16 protein-coding genes and 1 pseudogene are annotated in these 16692 nt (G+C 72.2%); 7 read left to right on the top strand and 10 right to left on the bottom strand.

Features of this window, described 5'->3' with window-relative positions; all coding sequences use genetic code 11:
• Positions 1-120 precede the first annotated feature (120 nt).
• The gene (locus ACFVYF_RS10345; protein WP_389453827.1) at positions 121-744 is read right to left on the bottom strand and encodes a hypothetical protein; all 624 of its coding nucleotides are present in this window, start codon (positions 742-744) and stop codon (positions 121-123) included.
• 101 nt (positions 745-845) lie between these two features.
• Here ACFVYF_RS10345 and ACFVYF_RS10340 point away from each other — a divergent pair, with 101 nt between their 5' ends.
• Positions 846-1451, top strand: a complete 606-nt coding sequence (locus ACFVYF_RS10340) for a hypothetical protein (RefSeq protein ID WP_389453824.1) — start codon at positions 846-848, stop codon at positions 1449-1451.
• Between the two features lie 280 nt (positions 1452-1731).
• On the opposite strand, the gene ACFVYF_RS10335 is transcribed toward ACFVYF_RS10340, so the two are convergent.
• Entirely contained in the window at positions 1732-4071 is a 2340-nt protein-coding gene (locus tag ACFVYF_RS10335; protein ID WP_389453821.1) for a PQQ-binding-like beta-propeller repeat protein, read from the bottom strand.
• A 223-nt stretch (positions 4072-4294) separates the two neighbouring features.
• Positions 4295-5074, bottom strand: a complete 780-nt coding sequence (locus ACFVYF_RS10330; RefSeq protein WP_389453818.1) for a VOC family protein — start codon at positions 5072-5074, stop codon at positions 4295-4297.
• Positions 5075-5207: 133 nt separating this feature from the next.
• Here ACFVYF_RS10330 and ACFVYF_RS10325 point away from each other — a divergent pair, with 133 nt between their 5' ends.
• A complete protein-coding gene (locus ACFVYF_RS10325) occupies positions 5208-5855 on the top strand; it encodes a TetR family transcriptional regulator (protein ID WP_389453815.1) in 648 nt (215 codons plus the stop codon).
• Between the two features lie 313 nt (positions 5856-6168).
• Here ACFVYF_RS10325 and ACFVYF_RS10320 read toward each other — a convergent pair whose 3' ends face one another.
• Positions 6169-6657 carry a nitroreductase family deazaflavin-dependent oxidoreductase gene (locus tag ACFVYF_RS10320; RefSeq protein WP_389453812.1) on the bottom strand — a complete coding sequence of 163 codons (489 nt, stop codon included), beginning with the start codon at positions 6655-6657 and terminating at the stop codon, positions 6169-6171.
• On the bottom strand, positions 6657-8189 hold the full coding sequence (locus tag ACFVYF_RS10315) for an acyl-CoA dehydrogenase family protein (protein ID WP_389453809.1): 1533 nt from the start codon (positions 8187-8189) through the stop codon (positions 6657-6659). Before ACFVYF_RS10315 ends, ACFVYF_RS10320 begins: the two co-directional genes overlap by 1 nt.
• A gap of 146 nt (positions 8190-8335) precedes the next feature.
• Between ACFVYF_RS10315 and ACFVYF_RS10310 the strand changes: the two genes are divergently transcribed.
• On the top strand, positions 8336-9643 hold the full coding sequence (locus ACFVYF_RS10310; protein WP_389453806.1) for an acetyl-CoA acetyltransferase: 1308 nt from the start codon (positions 8336-8338) through the stop codon (positions 9641-9643).
• A gap of 152 nt (positions 9644-9795) precedes the next feature.
• Here ACFVYF_RS10310 and ACFVYF_RS10305 read toward each other — a convergent pair.
• Positions 9796-10209 (bottom strand): annotated as a pseudogene (locus tag ACFVYF_RS10305) (GtrA family protein); the annotation flags it as partial.
• Between ACFVYF_RS10305 and ACFVYF_RS10300 the strand changes: the two are divergent.
• The 3 genes from ACFVYF_RS10300 to ACFVYF_RS10290 all read left to right on the top strand — a co-directional run bounded on the left by ACFVYF_RS10300 (position 10118) and on the right by ACFVYF_RS10290 (position 11856).
• Positions 10118-10345, top strand: coding sequence for a hypothetical protein (locus ACFVYF_RS10300; RefSeq protein ID WP_389454745.1), 228 nt, complete (start codon positions 10118-10120; stop codon positions 10343-10345). The pseudogene ACFVYF_RS10305 and the gene ACFVYF_RS10300 sit on opposite strands and share 92 nt — an antisense overlap.
• A gap of 336 nt (positions 10346-10681) precedes the next feature.
• A complete protein-coding gene (locus tag ACFVYF_RS10295; protein ID WP_389453803.1) occupies positions 10682-11119 on the top strand; it encodes a pyridoxamine 5'-phosphate oxidase family protein in 438 nt (145 codons plus the stop codon).
• Positions 11120-11184: 65 nt separating this feature from the next.
• Positions 11185-11856, top strand: coding sequence for a pyridoxal 5'-phosphate synthase (locus tag ACFVYF_RS10290; protein ID WP_389453800.1), 672 nt, complete (start codon positions 11185-11187; stop codon positions 11854-11856).
• Between the two features lie 179 nt (positions 11857-12035).
• Here ACFVYF_RS10290 and ACFVYF_RS10285 read toward each other — a convergent pair whose 3' ends face one another.
• From ACFVYF_RS10285 to ACFVYF_RS10275, 3 genes are all read right to left on the bottom strand, one after another.
• The gene (locus ACFVYF_RS10285) at positions 12036-12638 is read right to left on the bottom strand and encodes a GNAT family N-acetyltransferase (RefSeq protein WP_389453797.1); all 603 of its coding nucleotides are present in this window, start codon (positions 12636-12638) and stop codon (positions 12036-12038) included.
• A gap of 109 nt (positions 12639-12747) precedes the next feature.
• Positions 12748-13272, bottom strand: coding sequence for a Zn-ribbon domain-containing OB-fold protein (locus ACFVYF_RS10280; RefSeq protein WP_389453794.1), 525 nt, complete (start codon positions 13270-13272; stop codon positions 12748-12750).
• Entirely contained in the window at positions 13269-13721 is a 453-nt protein-coding gene (locus ACFVYF_RS10275; protein ID WP_389453791.1) for a DoxX family protein, read from the bottom strand. Before ACFVYF_RS10275 ends, ACFVYF_RS10280 begins: the two co-directional genes overlap by 4 nt.
• Positions 13722-13990: 269 nt before the next feature.
• Here ACFVYF_RS10275 and ACFVYF_RS10270 point away from each other — a divergent pair, with 269 nt between their 5' ends.
• Positions 13991-15190 (top strand): flavin-containing monooxygenase, encoded by a 1200-nt coding sequence (locus tag ACFVYF_RS10270; protein WP_389453788.1) that lies wholly within the window; start codon positions 13991-13993, stop codon positions 15188-15190.
• Between the two features lie 49 nt (positions 15191-15239).
• Here ACFVYF_RS10270 and ACFVYF_RS10265 read toward each other — a convergent pair whose 3' ends face one another.
• Positions 15240-16583, bottom strand: coding sequence for a hypothetical protein (locus ACFVYF_RS10265; RefSeq protein WP_389453785.1), 1344 nt, complete (start codon positions 16581-16583; stop codon positions 15240-15242).
• Positions 16584-16692: the final 109 nt, after the last annotated feature.

Raw genomic sequence — 16692 nt, 5'->3', positions numbered from 1 at the left:
TTTGATGTACCGGCACGGCCCCTTCCGCGCGTACGCGGCTGCGGGTACCTGGGGGTTGCGGGCGGCGGCCGGCTCGTGACCGCACCCCGCGGGTGCGGTCGGTGACCGGTCGCGCTGGCGTCAACTCCCCGTTGTGGCCAGCCGGTCGACCTCGCAGTGGTCGACCGAGTCGATCAGGCCCGAGCCGCCGACCTCCACACGGACGGTCGCCTTGCCCTTCGCGGGCACGGTGACCTCCGCGTACTCGTCGGTGATCCAGATGTCCGCCTCGTCCTTGAAGGTGACCGAGGTCGCGAAGGTGGCCTTGCGCGAGTTCGGGTTCGTGACCTCGACGGTCGCGTACGGCTTCTTCTTGGTCGCGCAGCTGATCAGCTTCGCCGTGCCGTCCTCCAGGGTGCTCGTGCCGCTGGAGGAGGTGGAGCGGTGGGTCGGACGCCGGTTGTAGGAACTGCCGCTGCTGCCAGTGCTTCCGGTGCTTCCGGTGCTGCTACTGCTGGTGCTGTCGTCGTACGGGTCGTCGTAGTCGTCGGTCGATCCCGATGTCGTCGAGCCTGAGCTGTACGAGCCGCCGCTCGACGTCGACGACGACGAACTGTCGTGGTTCTGGCTGGAGCTGCTGCAGCCGCCCCCGCCTCCGCTGCTGTGCCGGCTTCCGTGACCGCGCCCCGAGGAAAACCCCGTCAGGGCGAGCACCACCATGGCCAGTACCGCTGTGAATTTGAGCCTGCGCCCCCGTTTTTGCATTCCGTCACCCTACTGACGCCAGTCACACGAGTCACACCGCGTGGCGGGTACCGCGTGGCGGGCGTAGCGTCGTGAGCGAGAGCTGTGAGGAGGCCCCTCGTATGGTTCGCAACGTACTCGGGTCGGTGCTCGCGCTCATTGGAGCGGCGGCCGCCGTCTGGAGCCCCTTCCGTGCCTGGTACGACGGCCGTCTCGGGCGGTACTACCGCCTGGGCGACCTGTTCTCCGGGTCCGGGGTCACGGACGTCCGTGCCGCGCTGTTCGGCTCGGTCCTCCTGCCCTTCGTCGTCGCGGCGGTCGTCACGCTCGCCGGGATTCTGCTGCGCTCGCGATCGCTGGTTGCCCTGGCAGGCGTGATCGTGCTCGCCTTCACCGTCCTGTGGATGGTGCGTGTCGGGCAGGCGGAGAGCGGTCTGACCGTCGACAGCAACGGGAACGGGCTCGGTGTGGGGGTCGCGACTGCCTTCGGAGGCGGTGTGCTGCTGCTGATCGCGGCGGTCCTGATGCGGGGGCGGGGCGGGGGTCGCCTGGGTCGCGATCGCCGGTTGCGGCCGGCGGAGCCTGAGCCCGGGGATCGGTCGGGGCCGTACGGGCCTGGGGAGCAGGCGCCGTACGAGGAGCGGCCTCGGGAGTGGGAGTCCGGCGAGCGGCCGGGGTCGGATGCGCCCACCGCCACGTGGCGGCGGCCGCCGGGGGATCAGGGGTGACGTCGGTTCCGGTCACGCCCGGGGGCTCCGCCCCCAGACCCCCTATCGGCCTGAACGGCCTCGTCCTCAAACGCCGGACGGGCTGAAATCTCTCCCCCGGGCTGCCTGAAAAGCTCCCGCCCACGCGGGCAGAAAAGCCTTCGCCCAGGCTGTCTGAAAAGCGCCCGCCCACACGGGCAGAAAAGCCTTCGCCCAGGCCCGCTTAAACGCTCCCGCCCGCACGGGCAGCCTCCGCCCGCCCCAGCCGGAGTCGCATCACCCCGTCTGGGCCGGAGTCACCTCACCCCGTCCGGGCCGTCCCCGTGCCCTTCTCCGCGTCCAGGGCGTACACGCAGCGGTCCTTGCTGCAGGCGTAGACGACGCCGTCCTTGACGAGGGGGGCGCCGGTGATCTCGCCGCCGGTGGCGAGCTTCCAGCGGAGGCGGCCGTCGTCGGCTTTGAGGGTGTAGAGGAGGTGGTCGGTGGAGCCGAAGTGGATGCGGCCCTCGGCGACGGCGGGGGCGCCGACGATGTCGCCGCCGGCCTGGAAGCGCCACTTGGGCGTGCCGGTGACCGCGTCGAGGGTGTAGAGGCCCTTGCCGCTGCCGACGTGGACGTGGCCGGTGGAGACCAGGACGGGCTCGATGGAGGAGCGGGACTCGGTGGCGATGCGCCACCGGTCGCGGCCGTCGGTGGCGTCGAGCGCGTACACGGTGCCGAGGTAGTCGGCGAGGTAGACACCGCCGCCGGTCACCGCGGGCCCCGGCGCGAAGGTGGGCGGGCAGAGGAAGACGGCGGGTGCCTCGAAGTGCCAGCGGACGTGGCCGCTCGACACGTCGATGGCGAGGACCCGGGTGCCGGCGGAGACGTACACATAGCCGTCGGAGGCGTGGGTCAGCCGGACGGGGACGCCACCGCAGGAGGCCGCGTCACCGATGGGGTACGACCAGCGCTCCTCGCCGGTGCGGGCCTCCAGGGCACGCAGCCGCGCGTCCTTCCACACGTAGACCGTGCCGTCGTGGACGGCGGGCCCGGCCTCCGGGGACTCGAAGTCGGTCTGGGCGCCGGAGATCTCCCACAGCTTCTGGCCGTTGCCGGCCTCCCAGGCCTGGACGCCGCCGCCACGGGTGCCGGTGACGACGGTGCCGCGGTCGGCCTTGAGGGAGTACACCCACGCGTCGGCGGACAGCCGCCAGAGGTCGGCGCCCTCCCGGGCGTCCAAGGCGAAGAGCGTGGGGCCGTCGGAGGCGTGGATACGGCCGTCCGCGACCGCCATCGACCAGGCGACGTCCCGCGTCTTGAAGCGGCGCCGGCCCGTGGCCACGTCCAGCGCGTGGACCTCGAAGGAGGTGACGTAGACGAGGTCGTCGGCGACGACGGGCGTCCCCCAGACGTCGTTCGACATGCGGAAACGCCACGGCCGCCAGCCGGCGGGCGCTTCCGGGGGCGCGGGCGCGACGGTGGGCGCGGGGTCGGCGCCGTTCACGCCGGCGCGCGGGCGGGACCAGGACGCGGCGAGGCCGGCCTCCGGAGGAGGCGCCTTCACCGCGGCGGCGCGGGCGTCCGCGACCCGGGGACCGGGCCCGATCGGCACCCGGGCGCCGGCCAGCCGCACCGGGCCGGTGTCGGGCGCCCCGACGGACAGGGGCGCGGGAGCGTGCTGTGGGACGGGCGGCACCATGGGGGGCGCGGCGACACTGCCCCGTCCGCCGCTGCGGCCCGACGTGGACGGCTTCACGGGCGGACGGCCACCGCGGCGCGTCTCGATCAGGCCCACCGCGCGCTCGGGCAGCCACGCCGACGCCGTACCGCTGTCGTCGGAGCCGGAGCCGAAGAGGTGCGGTGCCAGCTGGGCCTGGAGATCGGCCGGGTTCGGGCGGCCGGTCGCCTCCATCTGCATGCAGGACTCGATGAGCGGGCGCAGCTCCTCGGGAAGACCCTCCAGGTCCGGGCCCTCGCGCAGCAGCATGAAGACCGTTTCGACCGGGTTCGCACCGTGGAAGGGGGCGTGGCCGGTGGCGGCGAAGACGAGCATCGAGCCGAGCGAGAAGACATCACTCGCACCGGTGACGCTGCGCGAGTCCTTCGCCTGCTCGGGCGACATGTACGCGGGCGTGCCGACGGCGACGTTCGTCATGGTCAGACGGGTGTTGGAGACGCCGGACGCGATGCCGAAGTCGATGACGCGGGGGCCGTCCTCGACGACGAGCACGTTCGACGGCTTGAGGTCGCGGTGGACGAGACCGGCGCCGTGGATGGACTGGAGGGCCTCGGCCACCCCCGCCGCGAGCCACCGCACCGCCTGGGCCGGCAGGGGCCCGCACTCATTCACTATCTCCTCGAGCGAGGGCGCGGGCACATAGGCGGTGGCCAGCCACGGCACCGCGGCCCGCGGGTCGGCGTCGACCACGGCCGCCGTGTAGAAGCCGGACACGGCGCGCGCCGCCTCGACCTCGCGGGTGAAGCGGACCCGGAACAGCTGGTCCTCGGCGAGCTCCGTCCTGACCGTCTTGATCGCCACGCGCCGGCCGGACGCCGAGCGCGCGAGATAGACCAGCCCCATGCCGCCCGCACCCAGCCGTCCCAGCACCTCGAACGGCCCGATCCGCCGCGGATCGTGCTGCGTCAGCTGATCCACCACTTGCCTGCCACCTCCCCGTACGGGCCACGTCATCCACGTATGAACGCGGCCCCGTGCAGCGTCTCACCACCGAACCGCCATGGCGGCACGCACCCTGATTCTTCCTGTCCGGGCGACTGGTTGCGAACCCGGGGGCGGATCGGGGTGTCTCAGGACAAAACCATGCCGCACGTCTCCTGAGAAGCGGCGGCCGGATGGTGGAACGCCCGAGCGGGAGCTCGTCTCAGCGTTGCAGCACCGCGAACGACGCCCCCTGATTGTCCGTGACCACGGCCACCCTTCCGTACGAGGTGTCGAACGGTGCCTTCTGGACCCGGCCGCCGAGCCGCTGCACGGTCTCCAGCGCGGCCTCGCACTCCGGTACCCCGAAATGGACGAGGAAGTGCGGCGGCATCTCGACGGGGAAGACGTCGGACACGGCGGCGCGGCCCACGTCGGGCTGTCTGCCGCTGTCGAAGACCTCCTCGTAGAAGTCGTCGGCCGGCTCCCGGTCGTACAGCTCGGCCCAGCAGAAGGAGCCCGGCTCGTGGTGCCGGCCGAAGCCGGGGTGGCTGTCGGGCTGCCAGAGGCCGAAGACGGCACCCTGCGGGTCCGCGGCCAGCACGGACGTACCGAGGGAGTCCACCGGCACGGCTTCCGTGATCACCTGCCCGCCGGCCGTGCGGATCCGCTCGACGAGGGCTGCCGCGTCGGGGGTGGCGAAGTACACCGTCCACACCGTGGGCATCCGTCCGTCCCGCTTGGGCACGAGGGCCGCCACGGACTCTCCGTCGCGGTACGCCCAGACGGAGCTGCTCCGCTCCGCGGTGGCGTCCCGAGGATCCCGGGGGACCCGCGGAATACGAGGAGTGCTGTACGCCGCCTCGAAGGTCCACCCGAAGAGGTCACCGTAGAAGCGCTTGCCCGCCTCGACGTCGGAGAGCTGGGCGTCGACCCAGCAGGGGGCGCCCTCCGCGAACGGGGCGGATGCGCCAGATGCGGCAGATGCCGTGGATTCGGCCATGCCGCCAAGCTAATGGCCCCTCACGCCCCGCGCACGGTGGGCGCGGCCCGTTCACCGCCCCTCGGAAAGAGGCCCACTCCCCATTTGCAGTCGGCCGAATCGCGCTCCGATCACCCCTCGGTAAGCTGACGGCATGACAGGACAAGTGCGTACCGTCGACGGCCGTGTCGCCGGACGGCGTGGGCAGGCGACCAGGCAGAAGCTGCTCGACTGCCTCAGCGAAATGCTCAGCTCGTCGCCCTACCGGGACGTCAAAGTCATTGATGTCGCCCGGAAGGCGGGCACTTCCCCGGCGACCTTCTACCAGTACTTTCCGGACGTCGAGGGCGCCGTCCTGGAGATCGCCGAGCAAATGGCGGCGGAGGGCGCCGGGTTGACCCAGCTGCTCGCGGGCCGCTCCTGGGTCGGCAAGGCCGGCTGGAGCACCGCGCAGGAACTGGTCGACGGCTTCCTGGAGTTCTGGCGGCGCAACGACGCGATCCTGCGCGTCGTCGACCTGGGCGCCGCCGAGGGCGACAAGCGATTCTACAAGATCCGTATGAAGATCCTGAACTCCGTGAACAACTCCCTGACGGACTCCATCACCGAGCTCCAGTCCAAGGGAAGGATCGACAAGGACGTGAACCCGGCGGCGATGGCCGGTTCGCTCGTCGCCATGCTCGCGGCGGTCGCCTCGCACCAGAAGGGCTTCCAGTCGTGGGGCGTCAAGCAGGCTGAACTCAAGCCGAACCTGGCCCTGTTGGTGCACCTCGGCGTGACGGGCAAGAAGCCGACGAAGTAACTCCTCCCCTTCTGCCCGGCCCAAGTCCTGTCATGCGGGCGGCAGTCCACCCCGGTGGGCTGCCGCCCGCTGCGCTGTGCGGGGTGTGCCGGGCGGGCTGCGCTGTGCGGGCGACCACTCTTGAGCAACCGTGCCGGACACCGGCGGGTTCCTGCTGGTGGAGCAACTCGCCCCTCTGCGATCAGCGTCGGTGGAGCAAGTCACCGCACCGCGATCACCGCCGGTGGAGCAAGTCACCGCACCGCGATCACCGCCGGTGGAACAAGTCACCGCACCGCGATCACCGCCGGTGGAACAAGTCACCGCACTGCGATCACCGCCGGACGATCCGGAACAGCCGGATCTCGCGGCTGATCCGCGCCTGGTACGTGGCGTAGGGCGGCCAGAAGGCCAGCGCCGCCTGCCAGACGGCGGCCCGCTCGTCCCCCTCCAGGAGGCGGGCCGTGACGGGCACGTCCCGCCCCTTCCAGCTGACCTCGGCCTCCGGATGCGCCAGCAGGTTGGCGGTCCACGCCGGGTGGCCCGTACGGCCGAAGTTGGACCCGACGAGAATCCAGCTGTCCGGGTCCGCACCGCCAGTCGCCCCCTCCGGCATGCACGCCAGCGGCGTCCGCCGAGGGAGACCGCTCCTGGCACCGCGCACCGTGAGGACGACGCCCGGCAGCATCTGGGCGCTGAGCAACACCTTGCCGCGGGTCAGGCGGTGCACGGCACGGTCAAGGACGGGGACGACATGCGGCGCGATCCGGGCGAACGTCCGGGTCGAGGACACCTTCTGCACCAGCCGGACTCCCGGAGCCATCAGACCGCCACCTCTCCCGCGTCGAACAGTCGCGCCGCGTCCGCCGCGTGCGCGCGCAGCCGGTGCACCGGCCCGAACAGCAGCTCGTCGCCCGACGCCCGCTTGAAGTACAGATGCGCCTCGTGCTCCCAGGTGAAACCGACTCCTCCGTGCAGCTGGATGCCTTCGGAGGCGGCGGTGCGCAGCGCCTCCAGCGCCTGCGCGAGAGCAAGCCCACCGACCCGCCCGCCGGCCCCCGCGCCGGCCCCCGCGCCGGCCGGCTGCGTGAGCCCGCCTCCGATCCGCTCGCCCGCCGGCCGCGCGAGCCCTCGGATCCGCTCGCCCGCCCCCGCGGCGGCCGACTGCTCGGGCTCACCGACCCGCCCGCCCACTCCCACGGCGGCCGGCCGCTCGAGCCCTGCGCCCCGCTCGTCCACTGCTACGGCGGCCGGCCGCTCACCGCCCTCCGTACCGTCCGCGCCCGCCACCCGTCCACCGCTGCCCGTGCCCACCACTCCTTCACCGCCGTCCGCGCCCGCCACTCGTTCACCGCTGCCCGTGCCGCTCGCCCAGGCCGCGTAGTACGCCGCCGAGCGCGCCGCCTGCACCTGGACGTACACATCCGCGAGCCGGTGTTTGACCGCCTGGAACGAACCGATCGCCCGACCGAACTGTTCCCGCTGCTGCACGTACTCCACCGTCCGCTCCAGCGCGCGGTCCGCGGCGCCGACCGCTTCCACGGCGAGGACGGCGGCGGCCGCATCCCCGACGCGGGCGAGCGCTCCGGGCACATCGACGGCCTCGGGGCCGGGACCGTCGGCGGCCTCGTCGCCGAGCAACTCGGCTGCCACGTCCCGCAGTTCGATCCGCGCCTGGGGCCGTGTCGCGTCCAGCGACGTCTGCCGCACCCGGACGAGCCCGTCGGCTCCCCCTCCCCCGCCTTCTCCCGGCCGTACGAGGAACAGCCGCGTCCGCGACCGGGCGAAGCCGCCGGTGTGGGCGGCCACCACCAGAAGCCCGGCACTGTGTCCGTCGAGCACCTGGGACGCCTGTCCGTAGAGGCGCCACCCGCCGTCGGACCGTCTGGCCTGTACGCCACCGGCGCGTCCGCCGCCCGCCCAGTCCCCGCGGTTGTCGCCGACCAGGGCGAGGGCGGTGGCGAGGCCGGCCCCCGGCACGGCGAGCGCCGCGGTCAGTTCCCCGGCCGCGATCCGGGGCAGCAGCTCGGCGCGCTGGGCCTCGGTGCCGAGGGCCAGGATCAGCGGCGCGGCCAGCACGGCCGTGGACAGCAGCGGGGACGGAGCCAGGGCGCGCCCCGACTCCTCGCAGGCCAGGGCGAGTTCGGTCACCGAGCAGCCGACACCGCCGTACGCCTCGGGGAGGGCGAGCCCGGGCAGTCCGAGCTGGTGCGCGAGGGCCTCCCAGAGGGCGCTGTCGTATCCGGCGGGGGTCCCGGCCGCGGCCCGCACCTCCTCCGGCCCGCACCGCTTGAGCAGCAACTCCCTGACCGTGCGGCGGATTTCTTCCTGTTCGGCAGTGAAGCGGGTGTCCATGGGCGAGCTCCTCCCCCGGGCCGGTTCCCGACACCCGGACTCCGGCTCCAGATCTGACGGTCCGTCATATTAGGGCGGCGCCAGGCAGATGCACAGGGGCGCGACACCCTCCCACGACGGCCATTATCTGATGTACCGTCAGATTCATGACCTCAACGACCCCGGGGAGTCCGGGGAGTCCGGGGAGTCCGGGGAGTCCCCGGACCACAGCCCCTGGCACCCGCCCGGCCCCCGGCGCCGACACCAGCGCCGCCGCCTCCGCCTCCGCCTCCGCCTCCGCCTCCGCCTCCGCGGGGAAACGCAAGGTCGCCGTCGTCGGCGTCTCCCTCTCCGACTGCGGCCGGGTGGACGACGCGACCCCCTACACCCTGCACGCCCAGGCCGCCCGCCGCGCGCTGGCCGACTCGGGCCTTGGCCGGGAGGTGGTCGACGGTCTCGCGTCCGCGGGCCTCGGCATCCTCGCCCCCATAGAGGTGGCGGAGTACCTCGGGCTGAAGCCCCGCTGGGTGGACTCCACCTCGGTCGGCGGCTCCACCTGGGAGGTCATGGCCGCCCACGCGGCCGACGCGATCGCCGCGGGCCATGCGAACGCCGTCCTGCTGGTCTACGGCTCCACCGCCCGCGCCGACATCAAGGCCGGCCGCCGTACCGGCAACCTGTCCTTCGGCGCCCGCGGGCCGCTCCAGTTCGAGGTCCCGTACGGCCACACCCTCGTCGCCAAGTACGCGATGGCCGCGCGCCGCCACATGCACCAGTACGGCACCACACTCGAACAGCTCGCCTCCGTCGCCGTACAGGCGCGCGCGAACGCGGCGGACAACCCGCAGGCCATGTTCCGCGACCCGATCATCGTCGACGACGTCCTGTCGGGCCCGATGATCGCGGACCCGTTCACCAAGCTGCACTGCTGCATCCGCTCCGACGGCGGCGCGGCGGTCCTGCTCGTGGCCGAGGAGTACGTACGCGACTGCCGTACGGACCCGGTGTGGATCCTCGGCACCGGGGAGCACGTCTCGCACACGACGATGTCCGAGTGGGCGGACTTCACCGTGTCCCCGGCGGCAGTGAGCGGACGGCTCGCCTTCGAACGCGCCGGCCTGCGCCCCGACGAGATGGACCTCGCCGAGATCTACGACGCCTTCACCTACATGACGCTCGTGACGCTGGAGGACCTGGGCTTCTGCGCGAAGGGGGAGGGCGGCGCCTTCGTGGAGAAGGGACGGCTGACGCTGAACGGGGACCTGCCGGTGAACACCGACGGGGGCGGCCTCTCGGCCCAGCACCCGGGAATGCGGGGGCTGTTCCTGCTCGTGGAGGCGGTACGGCAGTTGCGCGGCGAGGCCGGGGAACGCCAGGTGCGCGGGGCCGGCGGGCGCCTGCCGGAACTGGCGGTCGCCTCCGGGACGGGCGGATGGTTCTGCTCTTCGGGGACGGTGGTACTGGGCCGGGGGTGAGCCCACGGCCGGCTGCCCGCGTACGCCGGTGTCCGCAGCCGCGTGCGCGCGTTCGGCCTGCTCACCGGAACGGGGACCGGGACCACCACCCGGGCCGGGACCGGGGCCGGGCTCACGACCGTGACCGGGACCACCACCCGGGCCGGGGCCGGGGCCGGGCTCACGACCGTGACCGGGATCGCAACCGGGACCGGGACCACCACCGGCTTCCGGGCACCCGCGAAGACGAACAGCCGCAGCACCAGGAAACGTCCGACGCCGGCGAGCCCGGAGGCGCTGAGGTAGACGGCCTGCTCCGTCGGCATCCCGGGCGACGACTGCACCAGGTGCAGGACGAACATCGCCAGTGAGGTCACCGCGTAGGCGGCCGAGGCCGATCCCGCGGCCTGCCAGTGCTGGCGCCATCCGGCCCGCCGCCCGGCCCCGAAGGTGAAGCGCGCGTGCAGCTCCGTGCACAGGAGGGTGGAGGCGACGGTGACCAGCGCGTTCGCCACGGCCCAGGCGAGCGGGCCGGCGAGCAGTGCCACGGCCGCGCTGGAGAGCAGCCCGACACCGCCACCGCACACGACGAACCGAACGAACGAGGCGAGCGGACCGGGAGCCGCCTCCTTCACCTCGGATCCCCGCGCTGCGAACGCCGTCCCCGGCTCCGGCGAGAGCAGCGAATTCATGGTGGGGATTCCTTCCGGACGGGGCATCTGAACCTCTGGATCAACTGGGTTCAACGATGTCGTCGCCCGCTCCTCGGCACGAGGAGGCGGACTCCCGGACTGGAGGTATGGGTAACCCCACCATGGACCGGGTGCCGTCCCGCAGTGCCTGCTGGGCCGCCCCGCGGGCGACCAAGTGGCGGGAGCTACGCGGCGGGTGGGGCCCAGGGAATGTGGCCGGCGCGGTCCCCGGACAGGCGGGGCGCGGTCCCCGGAATCCGAAGGAGCACGGTCCCCGGAATACAGAGAGGCGCTGTCCCCGGAATACGGAAGGGCACGGGGCAAGCTGACGTGGACATCCACTGTTCGCAGCTTGGAGGAGACCGACATGGCCCTGAACCGCGAAGAGCGCGCAGCCTTTCTCGCTGAACCGCACGTCGCCGCACTGGCGGTCGACGCGGGGGCGGGCAGGGCCCCGCTGACCGTGCCGATCTGGTACCAGTACGAGCCGGACGGCATCGTATGGATCCTGACCGGTCTCAACTCCCGCAAGTACGAACTGATCGGCGCGGCGGGCCGGTTCTCTCTCATGGTCGACCGGGTCGAACCCACCGTCCGCTATGTGTCGGTCGAGGGCCCGGTCATCCACACGGCCCCCGCCACCCGCGAGGAGCTCCACGAGATGAGCGCCCGCTACCTCCCTGCCGAACACGTCGACGCCTATGTCGACTTCGCCTGGAAGGAGCACGGCGCACAGGTGGTGGTCCGCATGCGACCCGAACGCTGGCTGTCGTCCGACCTCGGCACCGGCGTCCCGGAGGAGTAGTACGACGAGAACCCGGACCCAGGTCGTCGGAGGCCTTGGCAAGGTCATCGGTGGACAATCGAGGCATGAGCGCTGCCGACACATCCTCCGAGTTCACCGGCCTGCTGCGGTCCCAGCGGGTCTGGGACACCGAGCTGCCCTCCTTCGATCCCGGCGCCGCCCCCGGCGAGCCGCTGCCACTGTTCGTGCGGTGGTTCGCGGAGGCGGTGGCGGCCGGTCAGACCGAGCCGCACACCATGTCCCTGGCGACGGCGGACGCGGACGGCCTGCCCGACATCCGTACGGTGATGCTGCACGGTGCGGACGCGGAAGGCTGGTCCTTCGCGACGCACACGACCAGCCGCAAGGGCCGCCAGCTGGCCGCCCGCCCGTATGCCGCGCTCGGCTTCTACTGGCCCGCGCAGGGCCGCCAGATCCGTCTGCGCGGACCCGTCACCGTCGCGCCGGTGCAGGAGGCGCAGGCCGATCTGCACGCCCGCTCCACCGGCGCGCTGGCCGCCGCCCTGGTCGGCCACCAGAGCGAAGTCCTGCCCTCGTACGAGGAGTTGGAGCGCGCCTCGAACGCCGCCTGGACCCACGCCGAGCGCGAACCGGACGCCCCCGTCCCGACCTGGACCCTGTACCGCCTCCATCCCCAGGAGGCAGAGTTCTTCCAGGGAGACACCCACCGACGCCACGTACGAGTCAACTACCGCCGTACGAGCGGGGGTTGGCTCAAGGAACTCCTGTGGCCATGAGGAGGTGCGGGAAGTGTGGGACGACGCAGCTCAGAGAAAATGAACGGGGCGCAGTCCCCAGGGACGATGGGCCCCGCTCGAGCGAATCCGGGAGTGGGGGAGAGCAGAGGCAGCGGCGGCGAAGCCCACCCCGGAGGGCACCCCACGCGGAGGACACCCCACGCGGAGGACACCCCCGGTCAAGGCGCGACCGGCTCCGGGTCCGTAGCAAGCCGCGCATGCAGATGAACGTCCCGGAACGCATCGCTGCGCGCCGCCTCGAACATCGCGCCCCGCAACGTCCCCTCCCAGAGAAACCCGCACCGCTCGGCCACCCGACAGGAGACGTCGTGTCCAAGCGCGTGCCCGAGCTCCAGCCGGTGGAGCCCGAGCTCACTGAACGCGAAGCGCGCGGCCAGCAGCAGCGCGCGCGTCGCGACCTGCCGCCCGCGGGCCTCCGGCAGGACCCAGTAGCCGACGCGGGCGACACGTATGACGTGGTCGATCTCGTTGACGCCGATGTGGCCGAGCGTGACACCGGTGCCGGCGTCCGTGACCCGGAAGGAGACGCCGCTGCCGTCGGCCGCGCTCTCGGCCCGCGCCCGGAGCGAGTCCCGCGCGTCGTCGATGTCCCGCACCGCCTTCAGCGGCGTGTTCCACCGCTGGAACTCCGGATCGGACAGCCCCCGCAGCCAGGCCCCCGCATCGGCGTCGGACTCCGCGTTCCAGGGACGCAGCCGCAGGCCATGGCCCTGCGGCTCGGGGAAGGACGGGGTGGCGTACTGCGCGTGGACATCGGACATCCAGCTATTGAAACCCGCGATCCCGTGCACGTGACACCCGGCCCGCCCACCGCCGGTCGCGACGGACGTACGCCACCGGCGGACGGGTGCGCCACCGCCCCCTCCCGGTCTACCTACCGGGCCGGAACACCGCCACCCGCACCAGCGCCTCCCTCGCCCCGGCCTCCCGGAACGTCACCTCCAGCGCCATCCCGATCCGCAGCGCACTCTCCTCGCACTCCACGACCTCCGTCATCATCCGGGGCCCCTCGGCGAGATCGACGACGGCGGCGACGTACGGTGTGCGCCCGCCGAACGGCGGGAGGTCGTTGCGGTGCACGACGGACCAGGTGTAGAGGGTGGCCAGGCCGCTCGCGGGCCGCCACTCCACGTCCTCGCTCCAGCAGTGCGGGCAGAACTCGCGGGGGTAATGATGGTCGCGTGCGCAGCCGGCGCAGTGGCGGAGCAGCAGCGTGCCGCGGGCGGCGGCCTCCCAGTAGGGGCGGGTGAACGCGTCGGTCTCCGGCAGGTCGAAACGCGCGCCCGCCCGAACAGCCCGATCGCCCGCGTCCGTCCCCGGCCCGCCGGAGTGCGCGCTGACGCCAACAGCCCGATCGCTCCCGTCGGCCTCCGACCTGCCGGAGCGTGCGCTCATCCGAACAACCCGAGCGCGCTGTCCAGCGACCACGTCTGCCACGCCATCCCGAAGAGGCCGACGACGGAGATCAGCGCCATCATCGAGTTCTGCCCCTGCTCGGCCCAGTCGTGGATCATCAGGACGAGGTAGAGGAGGTTGAGGAGCAGGCCTCCGATCAGGGCGACCGGGGTCAGGAAGCCGGCGATCAGGCCGAGCCCCAGGGCTAGTTCGGCGTAGACGACGACGTACGCCATCGTCCGCGGGCGCGGCGCGACCATCACGTCGAAGCCGCTGCGGACGGCGTTCCAGCGGTGCTTCCCCGCGACGTCCGCCGCCCATGCGATCCCGGTCCCCCGCTCGAACCAGGCCTTCTTGTCCTTGTGCCGCCAGCTCTCCAGCCACCACAGTCCGAGGCCGATACGGAGCACGGCGAGCCATTCCGCGCCGGTGAGCCAGATCGTGTCCATGGATGCCCACGCCTTCGAATCGGTTTCTGACGGTACGTCAGTTCAGCGCACGGAGGGCGCCGGCGCAAGAGGCGTACGAGGCCGGCCCGGCCCGCACACCAGGGCCGCATCCGGGCCGCACCGCCCGGTTCCCCGCCTGCACGCCCCCGCCACAACCAAGTGACCTACGTCACTGGTCCCACCCATCCCTCCCGCAGCCGTGATCGATTCGCAACCGATTCCGGTCTTGACCGAGACCCATCAAGTGAGGGCCTGATTACGCTCGGCTCATGGCCGATTCGACTTCTTCCTCGACACCCCGCACGGTGCCGTCCCACGAAGACCGCCCCGTGTACGTGATCGGCGGCGGCCCGGGCGGACTCGCCGCGGCGTACGCGCTGCGTTCCCGGGGCGTACGGGCCGTCGTACTGGAGAAGTCCGACAAGGTCGGGGCTTCCTGGCGGCGCCACTACGACCGGCTGCGGCTGCACACCACCCGGCGGCTGTCCGCCCTGCCCGGACTGCCGATGCCGCGCTCCTTCGGACGCTGGGTGTCGCGGGACGACGTGGTGCGCTACCTGGAGAAGTACGCCGAGCACCACGAGCTGGAGATCGTCACCGGCGTCGAGGTCTCCCGCGTCGAACCCGCCCCGGGCGGCGACGGCTGGCTGCTGCACGCCACCGGCGGGCGCGAACTGACGGGCAGAGCGGTGGTCATCGCCACCGGCTACAACCACACGCCCCACATCCCCGACTGGCCCGGCCGCGACAGCTACACCGGCGAACTCCTGCACGCCGGCGACTACAGCAACCCCGCCCCCTACACCGGCCGCGATGTCCTCGTCGTCGGCGTCGGCAACACGGGCGCCGAGATCGCCGTTGACTTGATCGAAGGCGGCGCCTCGCGCGTGCGTCTCTCCGTCCGGACCGCGCCGCACATCGTGCGCCGTTCCACGGCCGGCTGGGCCGCCCAGTTCACGGGCATCGTCGTACGACGACTGCCGGTCGGCCTCGTCGACCGCCTGGCCGGGCCGATGGCCAGGCTGAGCGTCCCCGACCTCTCCGCCCAGGGGCTGCCCCGCCCCGACACCGGCCTCTACTCACGCGTCAGAGAAGGCTCCATCCCTGTCCAGGACGTCGGTCTCATCGACGCCGTCCGCAAGGGACGGGTCGAGATCGTCGCCGCCGTCGACTCCTTCGAGGACGGCAAGGTCGTCCTCGCCGACGGCAGCCTGGTGGGCCCGGACGCCGTGATCGCCGCGACCGGTTATGTCCGCGCGCTGGAAGGCGTCGTCGGACACCTCGGCGTACTGGACGAGCGGGGCCGCCCCGTCGTCCACGGCGCGCACACCCCGAAGGACGCGCCCGGCCTGTACTTCACCGGCTTCACCAACCCGATCAGCGGCATGCTCCGCGAACTGTCGATCGACGCCGAGAAGATCGCCAAGGCCGTGGCCCGCGACGCGGCCCGAACCCGCGCCGCCCGCTGAGAAACGTTCCTTCCACAGCGGGCTCCTCTCGGCGCCGCCACGCCCGCGTTCAGTTGACCGCGAGTACAGCCGTGTTGTTCGTGGTGTCCGGGTCGTACCGGAACTCGCCGAAGTCGGGGTGGATGCTGACGGCGCCGGTCGTGCCGGGCACCACGCTGTCGACGCGCAGCTTGAAGGCGTAACCACGCTCCGCGTTCTCCAGCACCCAGTACGGCAGGGCGCAGTCGTATCGGGGAGCGCCCGTCTGCTGCGGGTAGTAGCCGCCGCCGAGGGTGTGCGGAGCGCAGCCCGAGGGAACACCGGTGACCGTGGTGCCGTCCGGGACGATCAGCCTGACCACGGCGACCGGGTCACCCGAGCCCAGATTGCCCAGCCAGGCCGGTCCGTTGTTCTTGAACGTCAGCGGTGCCGTGACCGTCTCACCCGCCGCACCGGTGACCGCCGCGCCGGTCACCGAGAAGTCGGCGGCGTTGTCGGCACCGATCTGCAGAGCCAGGTAGTTGTCGTCACCCGACAGGTCGGTGGCGCCTCCGCCGGGCTCGACGCTGATGTCCAGCCGCTCGTTCAGCGCGTGCCGCGCGAGCGCGACCTCCAGCGGTGCGGGAAGCGCGAAGGATTCGCCCGGTGCCAGCACCTCGTCGAACGTGCAGGTCGCGTACGACATCGGCGCGTACTCGTCACCGCTCGACGTCGTGTACGCGCACTGGTCGTACCGGGTCAGCCAGTCGAGCCCGTACGAGGCGGAGAGCTTCACCGTGAACCCGTGCGCGCTCTCGTTGCCCTTGTTGGTCAGCGCGAACGGAATCGTCTCGGCGCTGCCGGGTCCGGCGTGCGTGACCGGGGCGATGTCGGCGATCGCCAGGTCGGGGCCGGCCGCGATCTCGACCGTGGTGTCGAAGCTGTTCCCGGGCGCCTTGAGCGTGCCGTCGGGGCCGCCGGTCGCCGTCGCGCCGTACGTGATCGTCCCCTGCGACCCGGACCGCGCGCCGTCGGCCGCCCTGACTCCGAGCCGGACCTGAGGACTGTAGTCGGGCCCGATCACGGGGACCTGGGCCACGCTGCACACCGCGGTCGTCCCGGTCGGCGCGCAGTTCGCCGGCCAGGTCACGTCGGCGACCCCGGCGAGCCCGGAGACGTCGACGCTGAGCTTGCCGTCGGTCACCGCGAAGTTGCTGTTGTCGTGATAGAGCCCGACGTCGAGTGTGCGGGTCTGCGGCGCACCTCCGCCCGCGCCCAGCGGCAGGGTCTGCTGGTACGGCGCGTCGATCCAGAGTTGGTCGGACTCGGGCTCGGCCACCGCGGGTCCGGCCGCGAGGCCCATGGTGACGAGGCCGGCGGACAGGGTCGCGCAGGCTCCCAGCCGCAGTACGCGGCCGACGGAGGCAGGACTCATGACATCCCCAGGTGTGAGACAGACAGGACACACGGCCCTGGGGCGGCGGCACCGGTCGCGCGTCCGCCCGGGCCGCATGTCTTGGACGATCAAGGCGAGTTGAAGGTTG

Origin of the sequence: Streptomyces sp. NPDC058274 (assembly GCF_042881375.1) — a bacterium.
In the GTDB taxonomy this organism is placed as follows: Bacteria; Actinomycetota; Actinomycetes; order Streptomycetales; family Streptomycetaceae; genus Streptomyces.
The sequence above is the reverse complement of the archived record's forward strand: the minus strand, read 5'-3'. Positions and strand labels throughout refer to the sequence as shown.

Coding starts and splice junctions, on each gene's coding strand:
- ACFVYF_RS10345 (WP_389453827.1), bottom strand. CDS start 744: ATGCAAAAACGGGGGCGCAGGCTCAAATTCACAGCGGTACTGGCCATG.
- ACFVYF_RS10340 (WP_389453824.1), top strand. CDS start 846: ATGGTTCGCAACGTACTCGGGTCGGTGCTCGCGCTCATTGGAGCGGCG.
- ACFVYF_RS10330 (WP_389453818.1), bottom strand. CDS start 5,074: ATGGCCGAATCCACGGCATCTGCCGCATCTGGCGCATCCGCCCCGTTC.
- ACFVYF_RS10325 (WP_389453815.1), top strand. CDS start 5,208: ATGACAGGACAAGTGCGTACCGTCGACGGCCGTGTCGCCGGACGGCGT.
- ACFVYF_RS10320 (WP_389453812.1), bottom strand. CDS start 6,657: ATGGCTCCGGGAGTCCGGCTGGTGCAGAAGGTGTCCTCGACCCGGACG.
- ACFVYF_RS10315 (WP_389453809.1), bottom strand. CDS start 8,189: ATGGACACCCGCTTCACTGCCGAACAGGAAGAAATCCGCCGCACGGTC.
- ACFVYF_RS10310 (WP_389453806.1), top strand. CDS start 8,336: ATGACCTCAACGACCCCGGGGAGTCCGGGGAGTCCGGGGAGTCCGGGG.
- ACFVYF_RS10295 (WP_389453803.1), top strand. CDS start 10,682: ATGGCCCTGAACCGCGAAGAGCGCGCAGCCTTTCTCGCTGAACCGCAC.
- ACFVYF_RS10290 (WP_389453800.1), top strand. CDS start 11,185: ATGAGCGCTGCCGACACATCCTCCGAGTTCACCGGCCTGCTGCGGTCC.
- ACFVYF_RS10285 (WP_389453797.1), bottom strand. CDS start 12,638: ATGTCCGATGTCCACGCGCAGTACGCCACCCCGTCCTTCCCCGAGCCG.
- ACFVYF_RS10280 (WP_389453794.1), bottom strand. CDS start 13,272: ATGAGCGCACGCTCCGGCAGGTCGGAGGCCGACGGGAGCGATCGGGCT.
- ACFVYF_RS10275 (WP_389453791.1), bottom strand. CDS start 13,721: ATGGACACGATCTGGCTCACCGGCGCGGAATGGCTCGCCGTGCTCCGT.
- ACFVYF_RS10270 (WP_389453788.1), top strand. CDS start 13,991: ATGGCCGATTCGACTTCTTCCTCGACACCCCGCACGGTGCCGTCCCAC.
- ACFVYF_RS10265 (WP_389453785.1), bottom strand. CDS start 16,583: ATGAGTCCTGCCTCCGTCGGCCGCGTACTGCGGCTGGGAGCCTGCGCG.